Below are 25,431 nucleotides of genomic sequence, written 5' to 3' on the forward strand. Positions count from 1 at the left end.
CATCGTCAGGTCAGCGCCGGGAGAGCGACACGTCGCGCGGCTGCAGGGCGATCGCGAGCGCGGCGTGGATCGGCAACAGCAGCATCACCCACTGCAGGTTGTCCTGGGCCTGGAACGACAGCCAGTGGATCACCAGTGCCAGCAGCGACCCGGCGGCCACCAGCCAGGACAGCACAGTGAACCAGCGGCCCGGCCGATGGCCCAGCTGCAACCGGATCCCACCAACCCACAGCAGCAGACACAGTGGATTGACCAGCAAGAGATTGCGGTTGGCCCACGCGGACTGATGTGCGGTAAAGCCCCACAGATACACCAGCAGGCCGCCACCGATGGCGCACAGCAGCCAGAACGGCAGCGCAAGCCCGGCCAGCAGACGTTGACGGCGACGCAGCGCCAGCACGCCGGCGGCCACCAGCACGCCGGCCAGCAACCACGGCCACCAATGTCGCTGCTGTTCGGCAGGCTCGGGCGCGACACGGTGCGGCAGCAGCACCTGGGTGGATTGCACCAACGGCCGGCCGGCGCTGTTGTGCACCTGGGTCAGGCTGTCGGCCAGGCGCATCGGCACGAACGCTTCTTCCCAGCGCGATAGCGGGCGATCGGCGTACGGACCCAAGCCCAGGTCGAAGCCCAGCCACATCCAGGGGGCAGGGGAGGCCAGGCGCACCGCTTCGCTGCGGTAGGTATTGCCGCGCGAGCGGCCGGCCAGTTGCGATTTCAGCGTGCCGCCCATGGCGCGATCGAGCGCATCGCGCACCATCGTGGCGCAGTTGGCTTCGAAATAATCGTAGTGATAGCGGGCGTTTTCCGGCCGGCTGCGGACAGCCAGGCCATCGGCAAGCGCGCGCGCCTGCTCGGGCGGCAGATCCAGCCACTGCACGCTGACGCCACGGCCAACGTTGCGGTATTGCGACAGGTCTTCTTCCAGCGGCAGCGCCACCAGGTAGTACATCATTTCGCCACGTGCGAAACGCGGCACGAAGTCCGGCTCGCTCGGGTCGAAAAAGCCGAAGTTGTACGAGGTTGCCTGCTGGGTGAGTGGGTCGACCACCACGATGGCGTCATGCCCGAAGCGTTCGAAGAACACTTCGCCGGGTTGCATGGTCACCACGCCGACGCGCGGCGCCGGTGCGGCAACTGCAGTAATGCCCTGGGCAGCCTCGCCCTGCACAGCCTGGGCCATTGCACGCGGCGCTGCCAGCAACGTGATCAGGAGCAGCAGCGCCCAGCAGGCGAGCCACCGCCGGGCGTCGCAGCGCTGCGGCGCCGTGCAGGCACTGCGGGCGACCTGGTTCAAGCGTCGTCCTGCGGGTCGGGCGGCAGGATGGTGACGTGGAAGGCGTGCACGCGGCGCGCGTCGGCCTTGGCCACGCGGAATGCGAAGCGTCCCAGCGTCAGTTCCTCGCCGGTTTCCGGCAGATGGCCGATCGCATCGGTGACCAGGCCACCGACGGTGTCGTACTCGTCGTCGGGGAACTCGGCGCCGAAGCGCTCGTTGAAGTCTTCGATCGGCGTCAGCGCGTCGACCACGTAGCGGCCATCGGCCTGGATGGCGATCAGCGAATTCTCCTCCTCGGCGTCGTCGTGCTCGTCGTCGATCTGGCCGACGATCTGCTCCAGCACGTCTTCGATGGTGACCAGGCCGGCAACGCCGCCGTACTCGTCCACCACGATCGCCATGTGGTTGCGTGAGAGGCGGAATTCCTTGAGCAGGACGTTGAGCTTCTTGGACTCGGGGATCAGCACCGCCGGGCGCAGCAGCTCGCGTACGTTGCCGGGCCCGTTGTCGGCAACCACGCCGCGCAACAAGTCCTTGGCCAGCAGGATGCCGAGCACTTCGTCCTTGTTCTCGCCGTGCACCGGGAAGCGCGAATGGCCGGATTCGACCACCTGCTTCATCAGGTCGATGAAGCGCGCTTCCACCGGCAGCGAGACCATCTGCGAGCGCGAAATCATCACATCGCCCACGGTGAGCTCGGCGACGGAGATCGCGCCTTCCATCATGCGCAAGGTGTCTGCGGCGATGAGACCGTCCTGTTCGGCGGTCCGCAGCAATGCGACCAGTTCGTCGCGGGTATGGGGTTCGCCGGAGAAGGCCGCGCTCAGGCGTTCGAGCCAGCTGCGGCGTTTTTCGGGAGTTTCTGAGCTGTAGCTACTGTCGTCTTCGGACATCGTGACGGGGGACGGCACCCGGCGGACCAGGCATTAGGCTGCAGTCTAGCAGGAAGCCGGCGGGACGCCGTGGACGCGGTGCCCGGTGCCGGTCTCAGGGCAGGTCCAGGCTATAGCCGCAGCCCACCACGGTCTTGCCCGGGTGCGATTTGACGTTGGTCACGCTGAGCACCACCGATTCGATCATCGCCTCGCCGGTCTTGGGGTTGGTGGTGTCTTCGCTGACCAGCTCGCGGCCGTACATGATCTTGTCGGCGTTATCCACGCCCAGTTCCAGGTCCAGTTGCTTGGCCAGCGGGCGCGGATCGGGCAGGTCCAGGATCGCCATGATGCTGGCGCCGGAAAAGGCGATGTGGTTGGTGCTGTGGCCGAACACGCTGATGGGCGTGTTGAGGGTGTATTCGGTCATGAACAGGTTGGACTGCTCCAGCGGCGTCCAGCCCAGCGCCACCGCCTTGAGCGGGTCGGCCAGCACCGGTGCCAATGCAGTGAAGTCGCCGATGCGCTGGCGGCATTCGATCAGCGCCGGCAGGTCGGGGCGTACCGGCGCGCCCTGCGCCAGTACCGCTGCCGGACTCAGCAGCAGGCAGCTCACTGCGATCAGCGCGCGCATCAACGCTCTCCCGCGTAGGGGTCTTCGATCCCCAGGTCGGCCAGGATCTCGCGTTCCAGTTGCTCCATCGCATCGGCCTCCTTGTCGTCTTCGTGGTCCCAGCCCAGTAGATGCAAGGTGCCGTGCACGGTCAGGTGCGCGTAATGCGCGGCCAGCGATTTGCCCTGTTCTGCGGCCTCGCGCGCCACCACTGGCGCGCAGATCACCAGGTCGCCCAGCAGCGGCATCTTGATGCCCTTGGGCAGGCCCTCCGGCAGTTCGGCCGGGAAGCTCAGCACATTGGTGGCGTAATCCTTGCCGCGGTAGTGATGGTTGAGCGAGCAGCCTTCTTTCTCGTCGACCACGCGCACCGCCAGATCGGCCTCGCGAATACGACCCTTCAGCGCGGCAGCCACCCACTTGCGAAAACTCACCGCCGACGGCAGGCCTGCGCGTGGCAACGCATAACTGACGGCGACGTCGAGGCGGACCGGACCTTTGGTCATGGCGATACCAGCATTGAGCTCAGACAGGAGCCACAGTATCGCGCGTGTGTTGCCTCACTGCGACTTCCACTCGCTGGGGTCGTAGGCGATTTCGATCACCTCGGCTGTCTGGACCAGCTCTTCGATGCCGGCCTGCTTGGTCGAGCCGTGGCAATTGAAGCCCAGATGAGTCTTGATTTGGCGCGCCATCTCTACGGCGCCTTGCTCTGGCGTGGCCTTGGCATCGAGGTGGACGGTCAGGTCCGCGCACCTGCCAATATTGCTGACCTGGATGGCCGGTACGAGCGCACGCGCAGCCTGGTCGGCGAGTGCGTCGAAACTGGTCTGCGCGATTGCTTGCTGCGCTGCCGACACCCGCACCTTGATGTAGTACAGCTGCTTGTAGAACAGATAGCCGTTGGACAGTAGCGGCATGCCCGGCGACGATAGGTCCATGCTGAGCCGCAACTTTTCCCCAACGATGCGCTCGGCATCCGCGATCGCCGCGATCACCTTGGCATCCACTGCATTGGCCGGCGTGTTTTTCGGGGCATCGTCGCTGGTCAACACGAACCTGCCCTGGTCCAGCTCGTCCAGCCGCGAATAAGTGCCTTGTGTGCGCGCCGCGGCGAGGTCCTTGCGAAAGGCGATCATGCCGTGCTCGATGGCCTCGGCTTGAGCGCGTTGCCCGGCTGGATAAACGAAGACATCGATATTCAACTCCGGATGCCCAGCCATCGCGTAATGGAATCCAGCCCCCGAGACCTTGGCTGCCGGGTTGTAGGAGCTGCGGGCGAGCGTAAATGGACCAACGTTCCTCGGCGCGGCCAGGTAACTGGTTTCGATGTAAGCGCGCGAGGCTGCCGGGGGCTCATCCGGCGCGGCCGATAACGCAACTGGAGCAATGCCCAGCATGCAGGCGAAGAACAACACGCGACATCCGACCATGTGCACCTCCTGTGCAGAACGATGCCGCAAGTGTATCGCCGTCACGCGGCCGGTTGGTGTGTCTGGCCCAGTGCCGTTGCGGATCAACTGGCGCGAGGGGGTGTGCGATGACCGCGCGCTACCTGGAGGTTTCCCCGCTTGCCCCGCGTTGCACCAAGTCGTGCCGAGCAGGGCATCCGCGGTCACCTCCCGCCAGCCTGCTTCATGCTGCAGGTTCGGCAGGCTTTTCGGTCTGATCGCGCTTCTCATAAGCAGTGACGATGCGTTGCACCAGCGGGTGGCGTACCACGTCGCGCGCTTCGAAGAAGGTGAAGCTGGCGCCTTCCACGTCACGCAGTACCTCGATCGCATCGCGCAGGCCGGACTTGACGTGCTTGGGCAGGTCGATCTGGGTCAGGTCGCCGGTGACCACCGCAGTGGAGCCGAAACCCAGGCGGGTCAGGAACATCTTCATCTGTTCGATGGTGGTGTTCTGCGCCTCGTCCAGGATCACGTAGGCGTCGTTGAGCGTGCGGCCGCGCATGTAGGCCAGCGGGGCGATCTCGATGACGTTCTTCTCCAGCAGCTTGACCACCTTTTCCACGCCCAGCATTTCGTACAGCGCGTCATAGAGCGGGCGCAGGTAGGGGTCGACCTTCTGGCTGAGGTCGCCGGGCAGGAAGCCGAGCTTCTCGCCTGCTTCCACGGCCGGGCGCACCAGGATCAGGCGCTGCACGCGTGATTCGTTCAGCGCTTCCACCGCACTGGCCACCGCCAGGAAGGTCTTGCCGGTGCCGGCCGGGCCGATGCCGAAGTTGATGTCGTGGGTGGCGATCGCATGCAGGTACTTGGCCTGGTTGGCGCCACGGCCGCGCACGGTGCCGCGCTTGACCTTGATCGCCACGTCCTGCGGCTGGTACGCGCGCTCGACCACGTGCTCGACATTGGCATCGTTCAGGCGCAGGTGGATGGCATGGTTGTCGAAGGTGATCGAGGCCGCTTCGTCGTACAGCGCGGTCAGCAGCTCCTGGGCGGCGGTGATCGCCGGCTCCGAGCCAGTGACGCGGAAGATGTTGCCGCGGTTGGCGATCTCCACGCCGAGCTTGAGTTCGATCTGGCGCAGGTGCGCGTCGAAGGGGCCGGCCAGGTTGGCCAGGCGCTCGGTGTCTTCGGGCTGCAGGGTGAAATCACGATAGGAAAGGGCGTTCATGGTCGGATCGGACAGCGCGGGCGGCGTCGGTAGGGCGGCAGGTGAGGGTAGCGCGCAGGGTGTGATCCCACCAACACACCGGCGGCCGGCGCCCTGGCGTCCAGGAACGTTTGCCGTGCGGCCGGGTTTTCCACAATCGCTGTGGAGTCACGCCTCACTAACCTGTGGATAGAAGTTGCCAGCCCTACTGGCGCAAGGTTCGGCAGGGTGGTGGCGAAAAAATCGCCAGTGCAGGATGGGTTGTCCACACCCGATGTGGATCGAATCCGGAAAGCCTGTGGGTAAGTGCCGCCGCGCCTTCTGTCGCAAGGCATGGCGGTTTGCTGGTGAAATTTTCACCAGTGCCCGGAATCGCTCCAGGCGCCTGTGCCGCTGCGATGGTTGTGCGAGAGGGCTGGACATGCAGATGGCCGTACAACCGGGTGAGGTCACCACCAGCTGGTCGATGCATCCGCATGGCGCGCAACGCGACACTCACCGTTGCAGTGACGCAAGCGCAGTCAACGGAGTGCATTGCGCGCTCCGCACTGCACTCAGATCGGTATCAATGCAGGCCGGGGCCCGCGTCAGCTGGTTGCATCCAGTGCAATCGATCGGCGCGGCCTGCAGCCGATGCCGTAGCACGGCATCGGCCATGCAGCATCCGCACCGGCATCAGCCCGCGCTATCGTCCAACTGGATGCGTCCGCGCAACGAATTGCTCATCGCCTCGGTAATCAGCACATCGACGAACTGGCCGATCAGCCGCGGATTGCCCGGGAAATTCACCGGGCGCATGTTCTCGCTCTTGCCGGTCAGCTCGTTCGGGTCGCGCCGCGACGGGCCTTCCACCAGCACGCGCTGCACGCTGCCAACCATGGATTGCGAAATGCCGGCCGCATGCGCGCTGATCTGCGCCTGCAATCTTGCCAGGCGTGCCTGCTTGACCGCCTCGGGGGTATCGTCGTGCAGGTCCGAGGCCGGGGTGCCAGGACGGCGCGAATACACGAACGAAAAGCTCTGGTCGAAGCCTACGTCCTCGATCAGCTTCATGGTCTTTTCGAAGTCCGCCTCGGTCTCGCCGGGGAAGCCGACGATGAAGTCCGAGCTGATCGAGATATCCGGACGTACCGCGCGCAACTTGCGGATCTTGGATTTGAATTCCAGCGCGGTGTAGCCACGCTTCATCGCCGACAGGATACGGTCGCTGCCAGCCTGCACCGGCAGATGGAGATAATTTGCCAGCTGCGGCACGTCGCGATACGCATCCACCAGCGAATCGGAAAACTCCAGCGGATGCGAGGTGGTGAAACGGATGCGGCCGATGCCCTCGATCTGCGCAATGGTGCGAATCAACAGACCCAGATCGGCGTACTGCGCCGCCTCGCCCGCATCGGCGCCGTACGCGCCGCGATACGCATTGACGTTCTGGCCCAGCAGGTTGATCTCGCGCACGCCCTGCGCTGCGAGCTGCGCCACTTCCACCAGTACGTCCTCGAACGGGCGGCTGACTTCTTCGCCGCGGGTGTAGGGCACCACGCAGAATGAGCAGTACTTGGAGCACCCTTCCATGATCGATACGAATGCCGACGGGCCTTCGGCACGCGGCTCGGGCAGGCGGTCGAACTTCTCGATCTCCGGGAAGCTGATGTCCACCTGCGACTTGCCGGATTCGCGCCGGGCGCGGATCAGTTCGGGCAGCCGGTGCAGGGTCTGCGGGCCGAACACCAGGTCCACATAGGGCGCGCGCTTGACGATCGCTTCGCCTTCCTGCGAGGCCACGCAGCCACCCACGCCGATGATCACCGGCTTGCCGCCGGCTTTCAGCGCCTTCCAGCGCCCCAGCTGGCTGAACACCTTCTCCTGCGCCTTTTCGCGGATGGAGCAGGTATTGACCAGCACCACGTCGGCATCTTCGGGGTTGTCGGTCAGCTCCAGGCCCTCGGCGGCGGCGAGCACATCGGCCATCTTGGCCGAGTCGTACTCGTTCATCTGGCAACCGTGGGTCTTGATGTACAGCTTGCCGCGCACCACGGCAGGCGCTGCCGGGCGGGAGACCGGCAACGGCACGAGGGCGGGAGCGTCCACGGCGGTGGCCGTGGACAGGTCGGAAACGGATGTCCCGGGCATGGCGCTTATTCCAGGCGGGTGGTGAACGAAGCCGCGCAGTTTACCCGCTTGTGCCGGCAGCGTCCGCACCGGCGCGGTGGTCGACCGCCTCGGCACGTGCCACCGCCGGGCGCGCGGCCATCCGGGCGATGTAGGCGTGAGTGGGCGCCGGTGGGTCGATCAGGCCGAATTCCTTCATCCATGCCAGGGCGCCGCCCCAGAGCACGTCGGCCGCACTGCAGCGTGCACCCAGCAGGTAGTCGCCCTTGGCCAGCTGCGCATCGACCACTGCCAGCACGGTGGCGGCGTCGGCGTAGGGCGAAAGCGAGCGCGGCGGCGCCTGCCGCTTGAGCGCAAGGTCGATGATCGCCGGCTCGAAGGCCGAACCGTAGAACGCCAGCCAGCGCAGGTAGGCGCCCCGGTCGGCGTCGCCCGGCGCCGGCGACAGGCCGGCTTCCGGATACAGCTCGGCCAGATACTGATAGATGGCTCCCTGCTCGGTAATCACGCAGCTGCCATGGACGATGGTGGGGATCTTGCCCATCGGGTTGAGTGCCAGGAACTCCGGCGTGCGCTGCTGCTGCTGTTCCAGGTCGATGTGCTGCAGGCTGTAACTGGCGCCCAGTTCTTCCAGCAGCACCAGCACGCCGCGCGAGCGTGAGCGGGGATTGTGGAACAGGGTGATGTGGCGGTCGTCCGACATTGCGATCTCCTTGGGCGGCGGGGTGGGGTGGTCGATCAGTGATGGCTGATATGACGATGCTAAGGAGCGCTTGCGGACAGTTTCTGTCCGCAATACCGTTTCGTCATGGCCTCGACTGCTGCCCGTCTGTTGCGACTGCTATCCCTGCTGCAAGGTGGACGGAGCTGGCCGGGCGCTGCCCTGGCCGAGCGTCTGGAGGTGCACCCGCGCAGCCTGCGCCGCGACATCGATCGCCTGCGCGCACTGGGCTACCCGGTGCATGCGGCGCCGGGCAGCGGGGGCGGATACCGGCTGGGGCAGGGCGCGGCCACCTTGCCGCTGTTGTTCGAGGAAGAAGAAGCGTTGACCGTGGCGATCGCCTTGCGCGCGGCCACGCCGGCCATCCGTGGCATGGACGCGGCCGCTACCCGCGTACTGGCCAAGCTCGACCCGCTGCTGCCGCGGCGCAGTGGTCAGCGTGCCAGTGCCGCGCACGCCGCCATGGCCAGCATGCCGCTGGGCGAAGCCGACACCCTGGTGGACGCGACAGTGCTGGCGCAACTGGCCGGCGCATGCCGCGACCGCACCACGCTGCGGCTGCACTACCGGCGCCACTCCGGCGAGGCCATCATCCGCTGCGTCGAGCCGGCGCTGCTGGTCAACTACGGGCGGCGCTGGTACCTGCTGGCCTGGGACTGCGAACGCCAGGACTGGCGAACACTGCGCGCGGACCGCATCGATCAGGCCTTGCCGACCGGTGCGCAATTCGCCGCGCGCGCGCTGCCCGAAGAACCGCTCCAGCTGCTGCGCAAGGCCATCGGCGAGGCACCGTTCCCCTGCCGCGTACGGGTCCGCCTGCCCGGATCGCTGGAAACGCTGGCAGCGCAGATCCCGCCGTGGCTGGGTGCACTGGAAGCCGACGGGGCCGGGCATTGCTGGCTGGGGCTGGGCGCCCCGAGCGTACCGGCGCTGGTGGCCAACCTGCTGGTGCTGGAGATTCCATTCGAGGCGATCGCCCCGCCCGGGATGCGCACGCCGTTGCTCGCTGCCCTGGACAGCTTGCGGGCGCGACTGGACCGGCCGTCGGCCTGAGTGGCGCGGCCTCTTGGCAAGCCCCGGGCAAGCTGGGACACTCCGCCGCATGAAGGGGATGTCAAGATTGCTGGGGCTGTTGCTTGTCACGTTGTCGGCTGCGCCGGCCAGCGCCGGCACGCTGTACAAGTGTGTCAGCGGCGACGGCATCACCAGCTATCTCAGCAAGCGCCAGAGCGGCGCCACCTGCAGCGTCATCAGCAGCTACACGCCCGATCGGTCGGTCCGGCGAGCGCACGCCACGCCCGTGGGCCCGGCGCCGGCGCTGTCGCAGGCAGCGGCGCGCCCGGTCGCCAACATCGACAGTGGCGCGCCTGCCACCATCATCAGTCAGCCCCGGCGCACAGCCGAGGCCGCTGCGCCGTCGGTGCCGCGTACGTTGCCGGCTGCCGAGAGCGCCAACTCCATCGTGCCTACCGCTGCACCGGCGGCGGTCAACCCTCGCCGGGTGGTCAGCGGGCAGGTCTACTCTTATATGAAGAATGGCGTGCGCCACTACACCAGCGCTCGCCCACGCCAGGTCGCCAGCATCGAGGGCCTGCGCACCATCCACTACAGTTTCATCGAGACCTGCTACGCCTGCGGTGCCAAGCCGGGCGTCAACTTCGGTGCGATCCGGCTCAACACGGCTGCCTACCAGCAGGAGATTGCTTCGGCGGCGCGCGAGTTCGGTGTGGAAGAGGCGATCGTGCGCGCCATCATTCATGCCGAGTCCGCCTATAACCCGCTGGCACTCAGCCGCGCCGGCGCGCAGGGACTGATGCAGTTGATGCCGGGAACCGCGCGGCGCTTCGGGGTCAGCGATGCCTATGATGCATCGCAAAATATTCGCGGCGGCGTGCAATATCTGTCGTGGTTGCTGAAGCGGTTCAATGGCGACCTGACCCTGGCCGCGGCTGGCTACAACGCCGGCGAAGGTGCGGTGGATCGCTACGGTGGCGTGCCGCCGTACAGCGAAACCCAGCGCTATGTGCAACGCGTCGGCCTGCTGGCCGGGCGCTATCGCGGACAGACCGCCACTGCCAACTGAGCAGCCGACTGCGCGCCCATTGCGCGTTGCAGACGGGGGGCCGTGATCATTGCCGTGATGTCGCCATAGCGCCCCGCCTGATCGCCGCTGCTGCATGCGCAGCGGCGATGCAACGCCGCGTCATGTTTGCTGTTGCAATGCGACCGCGCCGCGCACTGCGTCACAGCCATGCAGTCACGTATCCGGCCGCGCACGCATAACGAACAGTGACCTCGCACAGCGGCCATTGCATCGCATGGCTCCGACTGCGTACATTGCATTGTCTGTGCATTAAGCGTTCCGCTACACTGCGGTCGATTCATCGCGGCTGGACCCCCCGCCAGCCGTTGGCAGCCTCACGCTACCTAATCAAGATCGGAGAGCCGGATGGCCAACGATGGGGTTAACGCACCTGCCGATACCGGGCGTCGTCGGTTTTTGACCGCGACAACGGCCGTGGTCGGTGCGGTCGGAGCAGGATTTGTGGCAGTTCCGTTCGTGAAGTCGTGGAATCCCAGTGCACGGGCCAAACTGGCCGGCGCCCCGGTGACCGCCGACATCAGCGCCTTGCAGGAAGGACAACGCCTGGTTCTGGAATGGCGCGGTCAGCCCATCTGGATCGTCAAGCGCTCCAAGGCGATGCTCGATGCATTGCCGTCGCTGGACGATCGGCTCAAGGACCCCAAGTCCGAGAACAAGGATCAACAGCCCGAGTATGTGCTGAAGAACCCCGAGTACCGCTCGATCAAATCCGATATCTCGGTGCTGGTCGGGCTGTGCACGCATCTGGGTTGCTCGCCGGAAATGGTGGCCGAGATCCGGCCCGAGCCCTACGACCCGCAGTGGAAAGGCGGCTATTTCTGCCCCTGCCACAAGTCGCGCTTCGACATGTCCGGCCGCGTCTTCGATGGCGTGCCTGCACCGATCAATCTGCTGGTGCCCCCACACCATTATGTTGACGACAACACCCTGGTGATCGGCGTCGATCCAGAGGCTGCCGGCAAGTCGGCCAACAGCACGGGGGCTGCGTGATGAGCAATATCCTGGTCCGTTCCGCCAACGGTGTGTTCGAGTGGGTCAACGAACGCGCGCCCGGGCTGATGCCCATGTACCGCAAGCATGTCAGCGAGTACTACGCGCCGAAGAACTTCAACCTCTGGTACTACTTCGGCTCGCTGGCCATCGTGGTGCTGGTCAACCAGATCGTCACTGGCATCTTCCTGACGATGCACTACAAGACCAGCGCCGCCGACGCATTCGCCTCGATCGAATACATCATGCGCGACGTGGAGTGGGGCTGGCTGATCCGCTACATGCACAGTACCGGCGCCTCGCTGTTCTTCATCGTGGTGTATCTGCACATGTTCCGCGGCCTGATGTACGGCAGCTACCAGAAGCCGCGCGAGCTGGTGTGGATCCTGGGCATGCTGATCTACCTGGTGCTGATGGCCGAAGCCTTCATGGGCTACGTGCTGCCCTGGGGACAGATGTCGTTCTGGGGCGCGAAGGTCATCATCTCGTTGTTCGGCGCCATTCCGGTGATCGGCAACGGGCTGACTGAGTGGATCATGGGCGATTACCTGCCCGGCGATGCCACGCTCAACCGCTTCTTCGCGCTGCATGTGATCGCGCTGCCGCTGGTGCTGTTGCTGCTGATCGTGCTGCACATCGGCGCGCTGCACGAAGTGGGCTCTAACAACCCCGATGGCGTGGACATCAAGAAGGGCCCCAAGGGCAATCGCTGGGATGCGCACAAGCCGGCCGATGGCATTCCGTTCCATCCGTATTACACGGTGAAGGATCTGGTCGGTGTCGGCTTTTTGCTACTGATTGCGGCCTTCATCATCTTCTTCGCGCCGGCCTTCGGTGGCCTGTTCCTGGAGCATGACAACTTCACCGAGGCCAACCGCTTGGTAACGCCTGAGCACATCAAGCCGGTGTGGTACTACACGCCGTACTACGCCATGTTGCGCGTGGTGCCCAATAAGCTCGGTGGCGTGCTGGTGATGTTCTCGGCGATCGCCATCCTGTTCCTGGTGCCGTGGCTGGATCGCGCCAAGGTGCGCTCGGTGCGCTATCGCGGCTGGATCTCGAAGGCGGCGTTGGGTGTGCTGGTGGTGTGCTTCGTGTGGCTGGGCGTGATCGGTTCCGGTCCCGGCACCGACGCGCACGAGACCTACGTCGGCCGGGTGCTGACCTTCCTGTACTTCGCCTTCTTCATCACCATGCCGGTGTGGACACGGCTGGACAAGACCAAGCCGGTGCCGGAGCGGGTGACCACCCATGACTAATCCCAACGTGACGTCATGGAAGTCGCGCGTGGCCGCACTGCTATGTGGCCTGACCCTGGCCGCAGGAGCAATCGCGGCCGAAGGCGGGAAGGTGCAGCAGGCCGGCAACGACCTGAGCGACCGCGCATCGCTGCAACGCGGCGCGCAGTTGTTCATGAACTACTGCTCCGGCTGCCATTCGCTGAAATACCTGCGCTATTCGCGCATGGCCAGTGATCTGGGTCTGAGCGAAGCGCAGGTCATGAGCAACCTCAACTTCACCGGCGCCAAGGTCGGCGAGCATATCGAGGGCACCATGCCGCACGATGCGGCGGCCAAGTGGTTCGGCAAGGCGCCGCCGGACCTGACCCTGATCGCGCGCGTGCGTGGTACCGACTGGGTCTACACCTATCTCAAGTCGTTCTATCTGGATCAGACCCGCCCGCTGGGCTGGAACAACCAGCTGTTCCCGAACGCGTCGATGCCCAACCCGCTGTGGGAGTTGCAAGGTCTGCAGCAGGCGCAATTCGGCCCGGCTGACAAGGCCACCGGCGACAAGCCGGTGGAGGCACTGAAGCTGGGGCAGCCGGGGCGTCAGACGCCGGTGGAGTTCGACCAGACCGTGCGCGATATCGCCAACTTCCTCGAGTACGCGGGCGAGCCGGCTGCGCTGAAGCGGCAAAGCATGGGTGTGTGGGTGATCCTGTTCCTGGTGTTCCTCACCTTCATGGCGTACCTGCTGAAGAAGGAATACTGGAAGGACGTGCACTGATCGGGACGTAAGGCCTTGATCAATGCAGGCGGCGCAGCAGACTTCAGGCGCGACGCTGGAGATGCAAGCCTCTCTCCCTTCAGGAGAGGGGTGGGTGAGGGGTGCAACCAGGCATGCCTGTATCACCGGCGGATTGCGCTTGGTGCGAGAACGCTGAGACATGACATGTGCACCTTGCTGCGCGAATTCCGCCCGCGCGCCATGCAAGCAGCCCGCGATGCGGAGATCGTCAGGCCAAGGGTGGGCTTAACCAGCATGGCAGAAGCATCGGCCGCCCGGCGCTAGCGGCGCGCTAGATCTACGCACACTGCGTATCCCTGCATCGACGTGGCGCTCGGTGCATGAGCCGGCCGCACGCCTGCAATAGCAACGCGGTTTTGCAGACAAGGATCGCGCCCAAGACATCCAGGTCAACCGTTCGGCCACTGTCGCTTTGGCTGCTGCTGCGCGATGGTGGGCGCCGGCAGGCGTCGGCCTCTCGATCGCGAGCCAAAGGATGCATCAGCATGCAGGAACGGCGCACATCACCACGTGTCGCTGACAATCCCCGCAACGGCATCCGCTGTCCGAGCATGAATAAGCCCTATCACTCTTGGCTTTTGCGTGACGTGATTGCACACTCGATAGACCGTGGTGACGGTCGGCGTTGGGCCGGCCGCGCCGATGCGGCCGGCGGATTCCGGTCGTCGGAGAGCCTTGAATGGCGACGAGTGTGCGTATGCGGAATACCTTGACCTTGTTTTCGTCCAACGATGACGTGTTGTGCCACCGGGTCCGTCTGGTCCTGGCGGCGAAAGGGGTGACCTACGACCTGGTGCCGGTCGACCCGCAGAATCCCCCCGAAGATCTGATCGATCTCAATCCCTATCACTCGGTGCCGACCCTGGTCGAGCGCGACCTGGTGCTGTACGCCGCATCGGTGGTCAGCGAATACCTGGACGAGCGCTACCCGCATCCGCCGTTGATGCCGGTCGACCCGCTGTCGCGTGCGCGCCTGCGTCTGGCGATGCTGCGCATCGAGCACGACTGGGTGCCGCAGGTGCAGGCGATCCAGCTCGGCAACAAGACCCAGGCCGAAGCCGGCCGCAAGCGCCTGAAGGAACTGCTCACCGCATCGGTGCCGCTGTTCAAGGCCAGCAAGTTCTTCCTCAACCCGGAAATGAGTCTGGCCGATTGCGCGATGGCGCCGATCATCTGGCGACTGGACGCATTGGAAATCAGCCTGCCCAAGGACGGCAAGGCGATCGAAGACTACGGCAACCGGATCTTCCGCAACCCCGGCTTCATCCGCAGCCTCACCGAGCAGGAAAAGAAGCTGCGCGACCTGCCGGGCTGATGCGACGGCTGTATGCCAACAGACCGTGTTGCGACTGCGTGGCCGCCGCTGCGGGCCGTGTCCGGGTAAAATGACGTCATGAGCGAAGATTTCCCCCGCATGACCAGCCATCGCCCGTACCTGCTGCGGGCCTTGGTCGAATGGATCAACGATAACGGCATGACGCCGCACGTCCTGGTGGACGCAGGGCTGCCTGGCGTGCAGGTGCCTGCCAGCGCCGTCAAGGATGGACGTGTTGTCCTGAATATCGCCGAGCGCGCCGTGGTTGGGCTGCAGGTCGATAACGAAAGCGTCAGCTTCACTGCGCGCTTCGGTGGCGTGAGCCACCCGGTGATGGTGCCGATGGCCGCCGTGCTGGCGGTGTATGCGCGCGAGACCGGGCAGGGCATGGCGTTGCCGGACGACATCCCCGGTACCAGCAGCGAGCCGCCCGATCCCGGCGCGCCGCCGCCAAGTGCGCCGAGCCCGGACGAGCCACCCAGTGGCGGCAAGCGTCCGCATCTGCGCGTGGTCAAGTAGGTCGGCCGGCGTGCGCGAGGGGAGCGTTCCAATACAAGTGGAGCGCACCCGTCATGTCGATTGCAGTGAGCCGGACGCGTCCGGCGCATACGACTACTATTACGAGTACGACCTCTATCGCTTCACCGACGGTGCGGCCTGCCTGATCGCACGCAGCTATACCGATACGCCCGATGAAGCGCACTTTCTCACTCTCGAAGTCGCAGGCAAATCGCGCCCACTGAAGGCTGCCGATCTTGCGCGGCCGCTGTGCGTGTTTGCGCAATTGCATCTGCGCGCTGAAGGCAAGCGGGAACTACGCTGGCTGAGCGGCAGGGGCAATGGCTACGAGCCAGTGCCCGAGGATTTGACGGCTGGCAAGTGAACAAGCTGGACGTGCGGTGCCCATCAAGCGACGGATCTTCTCGGCTCTTTTCGCCGCGATTATCTCGCTGCGTCCATGAAGGACGAGCGCCGGCGGCGAACCGGGCACGTGCTGGAATACCTGGCAGATCTGGCCGCAGATCTGACCAGTCGATGACAGTGACGCGCGTTGCTGCAGCGCTTTAGCAGCGTCCAGCGTGCGCGGTCGTGCTCCACGCGTTACAGCGTGCGCTGCCTCATTCCAGGCGCTCCTGCTCGGGATGCAACGCCCGTACGCTGGCCACCTGCGGGCCGGTGAAGGCGATCAGTTGATCGCCGCGCAGCACCAGCTTGCCGCTGTGGCGATCCACGCCGTCGTAGGAATAGTCGAAGCGGAAGGTCCGCTCGAACCCCAGCCAGCCGGTGGGCATACGGCAGAGGCGGATGCCGGTGGAGTGCACGCTTTGATCCAACCACTGCACATCGGCGGCACGGCAGGCATTGCGGCCCAGCACCTCGGCGCGTTCGGCGGCGGCACGCGAGGAGTTCCAGAACGCGACGATCGCCGCGCCAACGATCATGAAGACGATGAGACTAGGCATGGCGCCAATGTGCCATGGCCTTGCTTGCTCGACAATCGCAAAGCCGTGGTCCTGCACTGATCGACGCGGCGATGTCGGGGGCGGCGTCGAAGGCTCAGTCGCGTGACCGGCACCACGCGTGCCGCGGAGAGGACGGCCTCGCCTTTGTGACGCTGCCTTCTCGAGGTTGCCTGGTGAGCGAGGGAAGGGGGTGAGGTCGGCAGCAGACGCCCGTGAATCCGTTCACCACTGCTGCAGATGCCGGCTTGCATCCGTGCCGCAGCGGCGCCACCTCACAGGGACGTTTCCGCATTGAATTTAGATTCCGCGTTGACCCCATTCGGCCTGCCGCCTGGGCGGGTCACCTGCGACTGGTATCGCCCATGCATCCTGTTCTGCAGCAATTTCATCCTGTGGTCGCCGGCTGGTTCGCGCAGACCTTTGCTGCGCCCACACCGGCGCAGAGTGCGGCGTGGCCGGCGATCCAGGCCGGGCGGCATACGCTGGTGGCCGCCCCCACCGGATCGGGCAAGACCTTGACTGCGTTCTTCGCCGCCATCGATGGCCTGATCCGCGACGGCCTGGACAATGGTGGCGCGTTGCCGGACGAAACCCGTGTGGTCTACGTATCGCCGCTGAAGGCCTTGTCCAATGATATTCATCTCAATCTGGAGGCGCCGCTGCAGGGTATCCGCGCGGCGTTGGCTGCCAGCGGGCTGCCGGATGTGGCGGTGCGTACGGCGGTGCGTACCGGCGATACGCCGCAGCGCGAGCGCGCGCAGGCGCGGCGCGTGCCGCCGCATATCCTGGTCACCACGCCCGAATCTCTATACGTGCTGTTGGGGTCGGCGTCCGGACGCGATGCGCTGCGGCACGTGCGTACCGTCATCGTCGACGAGATCCATGCGGTGGCCGCCGACAAGCGTGGCAGCCACCTGAGCCTGACGCTGGAGCGGCTGCAGCGCCTGGCCGAGCGGCCGATCGTGCGGGTGGGGCTGTCGGCCACGCAGAAGCCGATCGAGACGGTGGCGAAATTTCTGGTCGGCGTGGGCGAGGACGGTGCAGCGCCGCAGTGCGAGATCGTGGACATCGGCTATGCGCGGGCGCGCGACCTGGCACTGGCATTACCGCCCACGCCGCTGAGCGTGGTGATGTCCAACGATCAATGGCTGCAGGTCTATGCCGAGGTGGCCGCGCTGGCGCAGCGGCATCGCACCACGCTGGTGTTCGTCAATACGCGGCGCATGGCCGAACGCGCCGCGCGGCATCTGGGCGACCTGCTCGGCAAGCAACGGGTCGCAGCGCACCATGGCAGCCTGTCGCGCGAGACGCGCCTGTTGGCCGAGCAGCGGCTCAAGGCCGGCGACCTCACAGTGCTGGTGGCCACCGCCTCGCTGGAGCTGGGGCTGGATATCGGCGATGTCGATCTGGTCTGCCAGCTCGGTTCGCCGCGCTCGATCGCCACCTTCCTGCAACGCGCCGGACGCTCAGGGCACAAGGTCGGCGGCACGCCCAAGGCGCGTCTGTTTCCACAGACCCGCGACGAACTGGTCGAATGCGCGGCATTGCTGGACAGCGTGCGCCGAGGCGAACTGGATACCCTGCGCATTCCGCTGGCGCCGCTGGACGTGCTGGCCCAGCAGATCGTGGCCGAAGCAGCCTGCGAGGACTGGGATGAAGACGCGTTGTTTGCGCTGGTACGCCGGGCATGGCCGTTCGCGCAGCTGAGTCGCGCCAGCTTCGACAGCGTGGTGCGCATGCTGTGCGATGGCTTCAGTACCCGGCTTGGCCCGCGCGCAGGCTATCTGCATCGCGATGCGGTGCATCGCCGGCTGCATGCGCGGCGCGGTGCGCGCATGACCGCGCTCACCTCCGGCGGCACCATTCCCGAAACCGGCGACTACAGCGTGGTGCTGGAGCCGCAGGCCGACAAGATCGGGACGGTGAATGAAGATTTCGCGGTGGAGAGCCTCACCGGCGATGTGTTCCAGCTCGGCAATGCCAGTTACCGCATCCTGCGCGTGGAGGCCGGGCGCGTACGCGTGGAGGACGCCAAGGGCGCGCCGCCGAACATTCCGTTCTGGCTGGGCGAGGCACCCGGCCGCAGCGACGAGCTGTCGATGGCCGTGTCGCGTCTGCGTGGCGAGATCGCGGCCCGGCTGGACACGAATCCGCATCCGGCCGCGCGCGCCTGGGTGCGCAATGAGTTGGGCATGGCGCCGGAAGCGGCGCAGCAGGTGGTGGATTATCTGGCGCAGGCCTGCATGGCGCTGGGCGCCATGCCGACCCGCCAGTGCCTGGTGATGGAGCGTTTCTTCGACGCCAGCAGCGGTACCCAGCTGGTGATCCATTCGCCCTATGGCAGCCGTATCAATCGTGCCTGGGGCCTGGCGCTGCGCAAGCGCTTCTGCCGCACCTTCAACTTCGAACTGCAGGCTGCCGCCACCGAAGATGCCATCGTGTTGGCGCTGTCCACCAGCCACAGTTTCGCGCTGGAGGAGGTGGGCCGTTACCTGCATTCGTCGTCTGCCGAGCATGTGCTGATCCAGGCATTGCTGGATGCGCCATTGTTCGGCGTGCGCTGGCGCTGGAATGCCACCAATGCGATGGCGCTGCCGCGTTTTACCGGCGGTAACAAGGTGGCACCGCAGCTGCAACGCATGAAGTCCGAAGACCTGCTGGCCACGGTGTTCCCGGACCAGGTGGCGTGCGCGGAGAACCTGGTCGGCGAGCGCGAGGTGCCGGACCACCCGCTGGTGGCGCAGACACTGGAGGACTGCCTGCACCAGGCCATGGACAGCGAAGGATGGCTGCAAGTGTTGCGTGGTCTGGAATCCGGTGCGATCACGCTGCTGGCTCGCGACCTGGCGGCGCCATCGCCGCTGGCGGCCGAAGCCTTGAATGCACGTCCGTACGCGTTTCTGGACGATGCGCCGCTGGAAGAGCGCCGCACCCAGGCCGTGCAGAGCCGCCGCTATACGCCGCAGAGCAGCGACGATCTGGGGCAACTGGATCCGCAGGCGATCGCGGCGGTACGCGAAGAGGCCTGGCCGCAACCGCGCGATGCCGACGAAATGCACGAGGCGCTGGTGGGTCTGGGCGTGCTGCCGGTCGAGGAAGCCACCGAGCCATCGTGGCAGGCCTGGCTGGCGGCACTGGTCGCCGATGGCCGTGCCAGTTGCCTGACGATCGACGCTGCGCCTGCGCTGTGGGTGAGCGCCGAGCGCATCGCCTGGTGCATGCCGTTGTACCCGGATGCAGCGGCGCAACCGCCGTTGCAGGCGCCGCTCGATTGCCAGGTCGCCGACTGGCAACGCGATTGGGCCGTGCGCGAGCTGTTGCGTGGGCGCCTGTCGGCAGTTGGCCCGGCGCAGGTACCGGCGCTGGCGCGCGCGCTGCGCCTGCCCGAGACCGACGTTGCACTGGCGTTGGCGGCACTGCAGCGCGAAGGCTATGTCATGGCCGGGCGGTTCAGCGCGCAGGCAGCGGCGGAAGAGTGGTGCGAGCGGCACCTGCTGGCGCGCATCCATCGCTACACCCTGGGGCGGCTGCGGCGCGAGATCGAGCCGGTGTCGCAGCGCGACTACGCGCGTTTCCTGTTCGAATGGCAGCATCTGGACAGCGCCGGCCGGGTAGCCGGCCCCGATGCGCTGGCCGGCGTGGTGGGGCAGCTGGAAGGCTTCGAAGCACCGGCGGTGCTGTGGGAAACCGAACTGCTGCCGGCACGCGTGCGCGACTACCAACCGGCGTGGCTGGATGAACTGTGCACCGCTGGACGCACCGTGTGGGCGCGGCTGCGCCCCGGTGGCGGCCGCAGCGGCGCTGCGTTGCGGTCAACTCCGATCGTACTGCTGTCGCGACGGCAGGCGCAGTGCTGGAGCGGCCTGGCGCGTACCGCCGACGAAGAACCGCTGGGTTCGCGCGCGCAGCGCGTGGCGGAGGTATTGCAGCAGCAGGGCGCGCTATTCTTCGATGAAATTGCCGATACCGCGCGTCTGATGGGTACCGAGCTGGAAGATGCACTGAGCGAACTGGTCATGCGCGGCCGGGTGCACTGCGACAGCTACGCCGGGCTGCGCGCGCTGCTGGTACCGGCGTCCAAGCGGCCATCGGCGTTGTCGCGTCACCGCCGCCGCGCCAGCGCGTTGGGCATTCGCGATGCCGGACGCTGGGCGCCGGTGCGTGCGTTGCCGGACCTGCCACTGGCGGAGGCCCGCGAACGCCACCAGGACATGCTGGAACACGTGGCCCGCACGCTGCTGCGCCGCTATGGCGTGGTGTGCTGGCGGTTGCTGGAACGCGAAGCCACATGGCTGCCGCCGTGGCGCGAGTTGCTGCGCATGTATCAACGCCTGGAAGCGCGCGGCGAGATCCGTGGTGGCCGTTTCATCTCCGGTCTGTCCGGTGAGCAGTTCGCGCTGCCGGAGGCGATTGCGGCCTTGCGCCGCGTGCGCGCACAGGCGCCGCAACACCAATGGGTCTGCGTCAGCGCAAGCGACCCGGCCAATCTGCTCGGCAGTCTGCTGCCCGGCGAGCGGGTCGCGCGGATGCCGGGCAATCGGGTGGCGTACCTGGACGGCATGCCGATGGCAGTGTGGGTGGCCGAGCGCTTCGAGACGTTGCAGGAACTCGACGCCGAGCAGGGCGCGCAGGCGCTGAAGTTGCTGCAGCGCGGGCCCGGCGCCGCCGAACCGACGCCGCTGGAGCAGTGGTTGGCTCAGCCGCCCGGTGGCGTGGCGCGCGCACCCGTCGTCCGCGGCAGCGGCCGCGACAGATAGCGGCTACCCGGCACCACCCAGCGCCACGGTGCCTCGATTGCCTTGCGGATGCCGATCCGTGGCGTTGCCAGCGGCGCGGCCGGCGGCGGCAGGCCGTCGTCTTCGATCCACAGCCGCGCTGCGGCATCGGTCAGGTCCAGTCCGTTATCGGCCGCGCTCACCCCAAACGCCTGCGCCAGCCGGCCGGGTCCGGTGGTCAGCACCTTGATGGGCACCCCGCCACGCGCCGCCTGCATGGTGTCTAGACCGTTCACTGGCTCCAGCGCGCGGATCAAGACCGCGTGCCCGGGCGCGCCGCCGCAGACGGCGTTGATCGCCCAATGCATGCCGTAGATGAAATACACATACAGGTGGCCGGCGGCGCCGAACATCACCTGGGTACGCGGCGTCATGCCCCGGAACGAATGCGCCGCCGGATCCTCGCTGCCGCAATAGGCTTCCACTTCGGTGATGCGGCCCCGGCGTCCATCGGAACTGACCAACAGCTTGTTGAGCAGGCGCGGGGCCACCTCGCGCGCATCGTGATCGTAGAAATGGCGGGGCAGGGGCGTGATCGGCATGCCGCAAGCCTAGCGAGGCGCTCGTGATGTCCCTGCGGACTGTCCTGGACAGGCCACCGCTCGGGGGTAGGGGTTTTCCGAATCGTGGCCTGCAGGAGCGTCTGCCCTGTCACAAAAGCGCATATCCACCTGGATGAATAGCCGTTTAACGGCGGCAAACATCTCAAGCGCGTTTTGCCATCGCCGATAGCTATCAACGATCGGTTAGACCAGCCGCATCGCCGCCATCGGCACACGCAGCACCGTCGGTCGTCACTGCAGCGCCTGTGGCCCACGCATCATTCTCACGAGAACTCCCCAATGTTAGGCAACTTCAAAATCGGAACCAGGCTGATCATGGCGTTCCTGATCGTTTCGGCGATCGGCGCATGCATCGGGTGGGTGGGCTATTCCAACTCCGGCCGCATCAGCGACCTGTCGACCTCGCTGTACGAGCGCGAATTGCTGGGCTTGTCCAACGTCAAGGAAGCCAACATCAACCTGATCTACGCCGGCCGCGCGCGCGCCAACCTGTTGCTGGCCAGCAGCGCGGAAGAGCGCCAGTCGCATGTGCAGAACATCGACAAGTACACCGCCAAGGTGGTCGACCACATGGCGCGTGCGCGCGACAGCTTCCAGACCGAGGAAGGCAAGAACAAGCTGGCGCAGTTCGATCGCGCCTGGCAGACCTATCTGGACGAACGCGGGCGTTTCATCGAAGCGGCCAACCGCGAAGCACTGCGCGAGGCCAACCCCGAGCTGGCCGCGCTTTCGCGTGCGGTACGCGCCAGCTCGGACGAAGTGGATACCTTGATGACCGACCTGAGCGGCCTGCGCGAGCGCAGCGCGGCCTCTGCCAACGCCGAAACCGGCGCCATCCATGCGCGTAGCTCCAAGCTGTTGATCGCCATCATCTGCAGTGGCGTACTGCTCGGCGCCATTCTGGGCGTGGTGATCAGCCGCAGCGTCACCGGCCCGATCCGGCGCGCCGTCTCGGTGGCCAACGGGCTGTCGGAAGGGGACCTGACCATGCAGATCGATGTGCACGGCCGCGACGAAACCGCGCAGCTGCTCGAAGCGATGCGCACCATGGTGCAGAAGTTGTCGCAGGTGGTGGGCGAGGTGAATACCAGCGCCGAGACCCTGGCCAGCGCCTCCGAAGAAGTCAGCGCCACCGCACAGTCGCTGTCGCAGGCGGCCAGCGAACAGGCGGCCGGAGTCGAGGAAACCAGCGCCTCGCTGGAGCAGATGACCGCCTCGATCAGCCAGAACACCGAAAACGCACGCATTACCGACGGCATGGCCACCCAGGCCGCCAAGGAAACCATCGAAGGCGGCGAAGCGGTGGTGGCCACCACCCAGGCGATGAAGCAGATCGCGCAGAAGATCGGCATCATCGACGACATCGCGTATCAGACCAATCTGCTCGCGCTCAATGCCGCCATCGAAGCGGCGCGTGCCGGCGAACATGGCAAGGGTTTTGCGGTGGTGGCTGCCGAAGTACGCAAGCTGGCCGAACGCAGCCAGGTGGCGGCGCAGGAGATCGGCGAGGTGGCCAGCTCCAGCGTGGAACTGGCCGATCGCGCCGGGCGCCTGCTGGACACCATCGTGCCCAGCATCAAGCGCACCTCGGATCTGGTGCAGGAAATCTCTGCCGCCTCCGAAGAACAATCGTCCGGTGTCAGCCAGATCAATTCGGCGGTGGTGCAGTTGAGCCAGACCACCCAGCAGAACGCCAGTGCCTCCGAAGAACTGGCCGCCACTGCCGAGGAGATGAGCGCGCAGGCCGAGCAGCTGCAGCAGAGCATGGCGTTCTTCCGCCTGGGCGGGCAGGGGCCGGCGACCATGCCGCCCAAGCGCGGCAAGCAGGTCGCCGCACGCCCGGTACGCGCCGCAGGTGCGCGCGGCTGGCGCAGCAGCGCGGCGCCAGCCTACGCGATGTCCGAGGGCCCGGACGAAGGCCAGTTCGCTCGCTTCTGAGAGATCGATCGATGACTGCACAGACTTCCGATGCAATGCCCGGCGACGCCGATGCGGCCGCCCAGTACCTGACCTTTCAGCTCGATGGCGAAACGTTTGCCACCAGCATTCTCGGCATTCGCGAAATCATCCAGTACCGCACCCCGACGCCGGTGCCATCGATGCCGGCCTGCGTGCGCGGAGTGATCAACCTGCGCGGGGCGGTGGTGCCGGTGGTGGACCTGCAGGCGCGGCTGGGACGCGCCGACAGCGCCATCAACAAGCGTAGTTGCATCGTGATCCTGTCCACCGAGCAGGCCCAGGGCACCCAGGTGATCGGCGTGCTGGTGGACGCCGTCAACGCGGTGATCGAACTGGCCGACCAGGATATCGAAGCGGCGCCGGCGTTCGGAACGCATATCCGCCGCGATCTGCTGCGCGGCATGGGCAAGGTGGGCGAACGTTTCGTGGTGCTGCTGGAGATGGAGCAGGTGCTGCAGGTGGAGGAAATCGCCGGCAGCGCGGAGGTGCTGGCGGCCTGAGCGTCGCTTGCCGGTGTCGTACCACGTGCCGGTGATACTGTCGGCTGGCGTGGCACAAGGGCAGTCGCGACATCCGACGACTGCCTGGCAATGGTCTGCTGATACGTCGGGATGTGGAGTGCCGTAGGCCACGTCGGCCTGTGGTGCCCACGCGCGCCCCGAGCACGGCGGATGTTGGACGGACCACCGGCGCCATGCGAAGCGGTCGGCAAGATCAGCGTGTTACAGCGCTGAGCACCATCTCGATGGATCTGTGCGCGATGGACAACGTCGCCAATGGGCTGCGCCTGCATGGTCAGTACGCGCTGAGCGCGCTTGCGAAGGCAATGCCGCGATCAACCGAGCCGGCCTCTCAAGTGAAACCGTTTGCTCAACGCAACGGCAGATCACCACGACACGCCGGCACGTCGGGTTGCTCAGTCGTGCAGCTGCCATCCGGTGAAGCGCTGCACGCGGTTACGCCCAGCCATGATCGCCAGCTGCAAGGCATGCCGTGCGCGTGCCAGCAGCGCGTTTGTCTCCAACGCATCGTCCGGGGTCGCTTCCACCAGCCCTGCGCTGATGGTCAACGCGCCGCCAGGCCACTGTGCCTCTGCGATGGCCTGTCGAATCCCGTCGATTGCGCTGAGCGCACCAGTCGCCGGGGGCGCCGGCAGCGCCACGCACAGCCGGTCGCCACTCAGGCGCGCGACGATGGTGTCCTGCGGCAGGCGGGCCTCGATCATGCCAGCGGCCTGGATCAGGGTCGCCTCCGCAGCTGCTGCACCGGCGTGCAAACGCTGCCGTTTGAAGCCATCCAGGTCGATCAGCGCCACGCTCACTGCCTGACCCGACGTCGGTGCCATCGCCTGCAAGGCGCGCTCCAGCCCGGCGTGATTCCACAGGCCGGTACTTGCATCGCGTAGCGCATCCAGTTCGACAAGCCTGGCTGCACGCCGCAATTGGATGGTGTCCACCACCTGGCGGGCCAGCGACCGCAATGCATCGCGCTCTGCGCTGGACAGACGCCGCGGCGCCCGATCCAGCACGCACAAGGTGCCCAGCGCGATGCCGTCAGAGGTGAGCAGTGGCGCACCGGCATAGAAGCGGATCTGCGGCTCGCCGGTCACCAGGGCATTGTCGACGAAGCGCGGGTCCAGATGGGTATCGGCGACCTCCATCACCTGGTCCGGCTGCAGGAGTGCGTGCGCACAGAACGAGAGCGTGCGTGGCGTCTCGCTCGGCTGCATGCCGACGCGCGACTTGAACCATTGCCGCTGCGTATCCACCAGGGAGATCAGCGCCATCGGCGTGCGGCAGGTGGCTGCGGCAGTGGCGGTGAATGCGTCGTAGCGCGGCTCGGGCGGAGTATCCAGCAACTGGTACTCATGCAGTGCGGCCAGGCGCTCGTCTTCGTTGGCCGGCAGCCGCGCGCCCGGATGGGCGGCGAAGTCGCCCGGCAGCAGGCTGGCGTGGACCAGGTTCAGTGCAGGCGCGTCTGGAATCTGCATGCAGGACCTTCGAAGCAGTGCGCCGGCGGCGCCGTCAATAAAATGG

General features: G+C 66.2%; 22 protein-coding genes. 11 read left to right on the plus strand and 11 right to left on the minus strand.

The window, feature by feature from the left end; all coding sequences use genetic code 11:
• Nucleotides 1–10 precede the first annotated feature (10 nt).
• The 8 genes from A7D17_RS19470 to A7D17_RS19505 all read right to left on the minus strand — a co-directional run bounded on the left by A7D17_RS19470 (nt 11) and on the right by A7D17_RS19505 (nt 8,177).
• A complete protein-coding gene (locus A7D17_RS19470) occupies nt 11–1,297 on the minus strand; it encodes a lipoprotein N-acyltransferase Lnb domain-containing protein (RefSeq protein WP_064510614.1) in 1,287 nt (428 codons plus the stop codon).
• Nucleotides 1,294–2,172 carry a CorC family transporter gene (locus tag A7D17_RS19475; RefSeq protein ID WP_064510615.1) on the minus strand — a complete coding sequence of 293 codons (879 nt, stop codon included), beginning with the start codon at nt 2,170–2,172 and terminating at the stop codon, nt 1,294–1,296. The genes A7D17_RS19470 and A7D17_RS19475 overlap by 4 nt, the downstream gene beginning before the upstream one ends.
• 94 nt (nt 2,173–2,266) lie before the next feature.
• On the minus strand, nt 2,267–2,785 hold the full coding sequence (locus tag A7D17_RS19480) for a hypothetical protein (RefSeq protein WP_064510616.1): 519 nt from the start codon (nt 2,783–2,785) through the stop codon (nt 2,267–2,269).
• The gene (gene ybeY, locus A7D17_RS19485; RefSeq protein ID WP_064510617.1) at nt 2,785–3,270 is read right to left on the minus strand and encodes an rRNA maturation RNase YbeY; all 486 of its coding nucleotides are present in this window, start codon (nt 3,268–3,270) and stop codon (nt 2,785–2,787) included. The genes A7D17_RS19480 and ybeY overlap by 1 nt, the downstream gene beginning before the upstream one ends.
• 54 nt (nt 3,271–3,324) lie before the next feature.
• Complete coding sequence (locus A7D17_RS25140; RefSeq protein ID WP_064510618.1) at nt 3,325–3,987, minus strand: hypothetical protein; 663 nt, start codon at nt 3,985–3,987, stop codon at nt 3,325–3,327.
• 412 nt (nt 3,988–4,399) lie between these two features.
• Nucleotides 4,400–5,386, minus strand: a complete 987-nt coding sequence (locus A7D17_RS19495; protein ID WP_064510619.1) for a PhoH family protein — start codon at nt 5,384–5,386, stop codon at nt 4,400–4,402.
• Nucleotides 5,387–6,040: 654 nt separating this feature from the next.
• The gene (gene miaB, locus A7D17_RS19500) at nt 6,041–7,495 is read right to left on the minus strand and encodes a tRNA (N6-isopentenyl adenosine(37)-C2)-methylthiotransferase MiaB (protein ID WP_064510620.1); all 1,455 of its coding nucleotides are present in this window, start codon (nt 7,493–7,495) and stop codon (nt 6,041–6,043) included.
• 40 nt (nt 7,496–7,535) lie between these two features.
• Complete coding sequence (locus A7D17_RS19505; RefSeq protein ID WP_064510621.1) at nt 7,536–8,177, minus strand: glutathione S-transferase family protein; 642 nt, start codon at nt 8,175–8,177, stop codon at nt 7,536–7,538.
• 105 nt (nt 8,178–8,282) lie between these two features.
• On the opposite strand from A7D17_RS19505, the gene A7D17_RS19510 reads away from it, so the two are divergent.
• The 8 genes from A7D17_RS19510 (at nt 8,283) to A7D17_RS19545 (ending at nt 15,518) form a co-directional block, all read left to right on the plus strand.
• Nucleotides 8,283–9,248: a helix-turn-helix transcriptional regulator gene (locus A7D17_RS19510; protein WP_064510622.1), complete on the plus strand. Its 966-nt coding sequence runs from the start codon at nt 8,283–8,285 to the stop codon at nt 9,246–9,248.
• Nucleotides 9,249–9,297: 49 nt separating this feature from the next.
• The gene (locus A7D17_RS19515) at nt 9,298–10,278 is read left to right on the plus strand and encodes a lytic transglycosylase domain-containing protein (protein ID WP_064510623.1); all 981 of its coding nucleotides are present in this window, start codon (nt 9,298–9,300) and stop codon (nt 10,276–10,278) included.
• 366 nt (nt 10,279–10,644) lie between these two features.
• Nucleotides 10,645–11,289, plus strand: coding sequence for a ubiquinol-cytochrome c reductase iron-sulfur subunit (gene petA, locus A7D17_RS19520; RefSeq protein ID WP_064510624.1), 645 nt, complete (start codon nt 10,645–10,647; stop codon nt 11,287–11,289).
• Nucleotides 11,289–12,548, plus strand: a complete 1,260-nt coding sequence (locus A7D17_RS19525) for a cytochrome b (RefSeq protein ID WP_064510625.1) — start codon at nt 11,289–11,291, stop codon at nt 12,546–12,548. Before petA ends, A7D17_RS19525 begins: the two co-directional genes overlap by 1 nt.
• The gene (locus tag A7D17_RS19530) at nt 12,541–13,299 is read left to right on the plus strand and encodes a cytochrome c1 (protein WP_064510626.1); all 759 of its coding nucleotides are present in this window, start codon (nt 12,541–12,543) and stop codon (nt 13,297–13,299) included. The genes A7D17_RS19525 and A7D17_RS19530 overlap by 8 nt, the downstream gene beginning before the upstream one ends.
• Nucleotides 13,300–13,999: 700 nt before the next feature.
• A complete protein-coding gene (locus A7D17_RS19535; RefSeq protein WP_064510627.1) occupies nt 14,000–14,635 on the plus strand; it encodes a glutathione S-transferase N-terminal domain-containing protein in 636 nt (211 codons plus the stop codon).
• 78 nt (nt 14,636–14,713) lie between these two features.
• Complete coding sequence (locus A7D17_RS19540) at nt 14,714–15,154, plus strand: ClpXP protease specificity-enhancing factor (RefSeq protein ID WP_064510628.1); 441 nt, start codon at nt 14,714–14,716, stop codon at nt 15,152–15,154.
• Between the two features lie 31 nt (nt 15,155–15,185).
• The gene (locus tag A7D17_RS19545; protein WP_064510755.1) at nt 15,186–15,518 is read left to right on the plus strand and encodes a hypothetical protein; all 333 of its coding nucleotides are present in this window, start codon (nt 15,186–15,188) and stop codon (nt 15,516–15,518) included.
• Between the two features lie 235 nt (nt 15,519–15,753).
• Here A7D17_RS19545 and A7D17_RS19550 read toward each other — a convergent pair whose 3' ends face one another.
• Nucleotides 15,754–16,098, minus strand: a complete 345-nt coding sequence (locus A7D17_RS19550) for a DUF3301 domain-containing protein (protein ID WP_064510629.1) — start codon at nt 16,096–16,098, stop codon at nt 15,754–15,756.
• Between the two features lie 362 nt (nt 16,099–16,460).
• Here A7D17_RS19550 and A7D17_RS19555 point away from each other — a divergent pair, with 362 nt between their 5' ends.
• A complete protein-coding gene (locus tag A7D17_RS19555; RefSeq protein WP_064510630.1) occupies nt 16,461–20,855 on the plus strand; it encodes a DEAD/DEAH box helicase in 4,395 nt (1,464 codons plus the stop codon).
• On the opposite strand, the gene A7D17_RS19560 is transcribed toward A7D17_RS19555, so the two are convergent.
• On the minus strand, nt 20,795–21,415 hold the full coding sequence (locus tag A7D17_RS19560; protein WP_064510631.1) for a DNA-3-methyladenine glycosylase: 621 nt from the start codon (nt 21,413–21,415) through the stop codon (nt 20,795–20,797). The genes A7D17_RS19555 and A7D17_RS19560 overlap by 61 nt on opposite strands.
• A gap of 300 nt (nt 21,416–21,715) precedes the next feature.
• Here A7D17_RS19560 and A7D17_RS19565 point away from each other — a divergent pair, with 300 nt between their 5' ends.
• The gene (locus A7D17_RS19565; protein ID WP_064510632.1) at nt 21,716–23,374 is read left to right on the plus strand and encodes a methyl-accepting chemotaxis protein; all 1,659 of its coding nucleotides are present in this window, start codon (nt 21,716–21,718) and stop codon (nt 23,372–23,374) included.
• Between the two features lie 11 nt (nt 23,375–23,385).
• Nucleotides 23,386–23,895: a chemotaxis protein CheW gene (locus A7D17_RS19570; protein ID WP_064510633.1), complete on the plus strand. Its 510-nt coding sequence runs from the start codon at nt 23,386–23,388 to the stop codon at nt 23,893–23,895.
• A gap of 416 nt (nt 23,896–24,311) precedes the next feature.
• On the opposite strand, the gene A7D17_RS19575 is transcribed toward A7D17_RS19570, so the two are convergent.
• Nucleotides 24,312–25,385, minus strand: a complete 1,074-nt coding sequence (locus A7D17_RS19575; protein ID WP_064510634.1) for a GGDEF domain-containing protein — start codon at nt 25,383–25,385, stop codon at nt 24,312–24,314.
• Nucleotides 25,386–25,431 lie beyond the last annotated feature (46 nt).

Origin of the sequence: Xanthomonas floridensis, from assembly GCF_001642575.1 — a bacterium.
Classification (GTDB): domain Bacteria; phylum Pseudomonadota; class Gammaproteobacteria; order Xanthomonadales; family Xanthomonadaceae; genus Xanthomonas; species Xanthomonas floridensis.

What these genes read in the sequence shown, in the direction of transcription:
- A7D17_RS19495 (WP_064510619.1), bottom strand. Translation starts at nt 5,386, where the DNA reads ATGAACGCCCTTTCCTATCGTGATTTCACCCTGCAGCCCGAAGACACC.
- A7D17_RS19540 (WP_064510628.1), top strand. Translation starts at nt 14,714, where the DNA reads ATGAGCGAAGATTTCCCCCGCATGACCAGCCATCGCCCGTACCTGCTG.
- A7D17_RS19565 (WP_064510632.1), top strand. Translation starts at nt 21,716, where the DNA reads ATGTTAGGCAACTTCAAAATCGGAACCAGGCTGATCATGGCGTTCCTG.
- miaB (WP_064510620.1), bottom strand. Translation starts at nt 7,495, where the DNA reads ATGCCCGGGACATCCGTTTCCGACCTGTCCACGGCCACCGCCGTGGAC.
- A7D17_RS19505 (WP_064510621.1), bottom strand. Translation starts at nt 8,177, where the DNA reads ATGTCGGACGACCGCCACATCACCCTGTTCCACAATCCCCGCTCACGC.
- A7D17_RS19560 (WP_064510631.1), bottom strand. Translation starts at nt 21,415, where the DNA reads ATGCCGATCACGCCCCTGCCCCGCCATTTCTACGATCACGATGCGCGC.
- A7D17_RS19480 (WP_064510616.1), bottom strand. Translation starts at nt 2,785, where the DNA reads ATGCGCGCGCTGATCGCAGTGAGCTGCCTGCTGCTGAGTCCGGCAGCG.
- A7D17_RS19555 (WP_064510630.1), top strand. Translation starts at nt 16,461, where the DNA reads ATGCATCCTGTTCTGCAGCAATTTCATCCTGTGGTCGCCGGCTGGTTC.
- A7D17_RS19510 (WP_064510622.1), top strand. Translation starts at nt 8,283, where the DNA reads ATGGCCTCGACTGCTGCCCGTCTGTTGCGACTGCTATCCCTGCTGCAA.
- A7D17_RS19525 (WP_064510625.1), top strand. Translation starts at nt 11,289, where the DNA reads ATGAGCAATATCCTGGTCCGTTCCGCCAACGGTGTGTTCGAGTGGGTC.
- petA (WP_064510624.1), top strand. Translation starts at nt 10,645, where the DNA reads ATGGCCAACGATGGGGTTAACGCACCTGCCGATACCGGGCGTCGTCGG.
- A7D17_RS19530 (WP_064510626.1), top strand. Translation starts at nt 12,541, where the DNA reads ATGACTAATCCCAACGTGACGTCATGGAAGTCGCGCGTGGCCGCACTG.
- A7D17_RS19575 (WP_064510634.1), bottom strand. Translation starts at nt 25,385, where the DNA reads ATGCAGATTCCAGACGCGCCTGCACTGAACCTGGTCCACGCCAGCCTG.
- A7D17_RS19535 (WP_064510627.1), top strand. Translation starts at nt 14,000, where the DNA reads ATGGCGACGAGTGTGCGTATGCGGAATACCTTGACCTTGTTTTCGTCC.
- A7D17_RS19570 (WP_064510633.1), top strand. Translation starts at nt 23,386, where the DNA reads ATGACTGCACAGACTTCCGATGCAATGCCCGGCGACGCCGATGCGGCC.
- A7D17_RS19550 (WP_064510629.1), bottom strand. Translation starts at nt 16,098, where the DNA reads ATGCCTAGTCTCATCGTCTTCATGATCGTTGGCGCGGCGATCGTCGCG.
- A7D17_RS19475 (WP_064510615.1), bottom strand. Translation starts at nt 2,172, where the DNA reads ATGTCCGAAGACGACAGTAGCTACAGCTCAGAAACTCCCGAAAAACGC.
- ybeY (WP_064510617.1), bottom strand. Translation starts at nt 3,270, where the DNA reads ATGACCAAAGGTCCGGTCCGCCTCGACGTCGCCGTCAGTTATGCGTTG.
- A7D17_RS25140 (WP_064510618.1), bottom strand. Translation starts at nt 3,987, where the DNA reads ATGGCTGGGCATCCGGAGTTGAATATCGATGTCTTCGTTTATCCAGCC.
- A7D17_RS19515 (WP_064510623.1), top strand. Translation starts at nt 9,298, where the DNA reads ATGAAGGGGATGTCAAGATTGCTGGGGCTGTTGCTTGTCACGTTGTCG.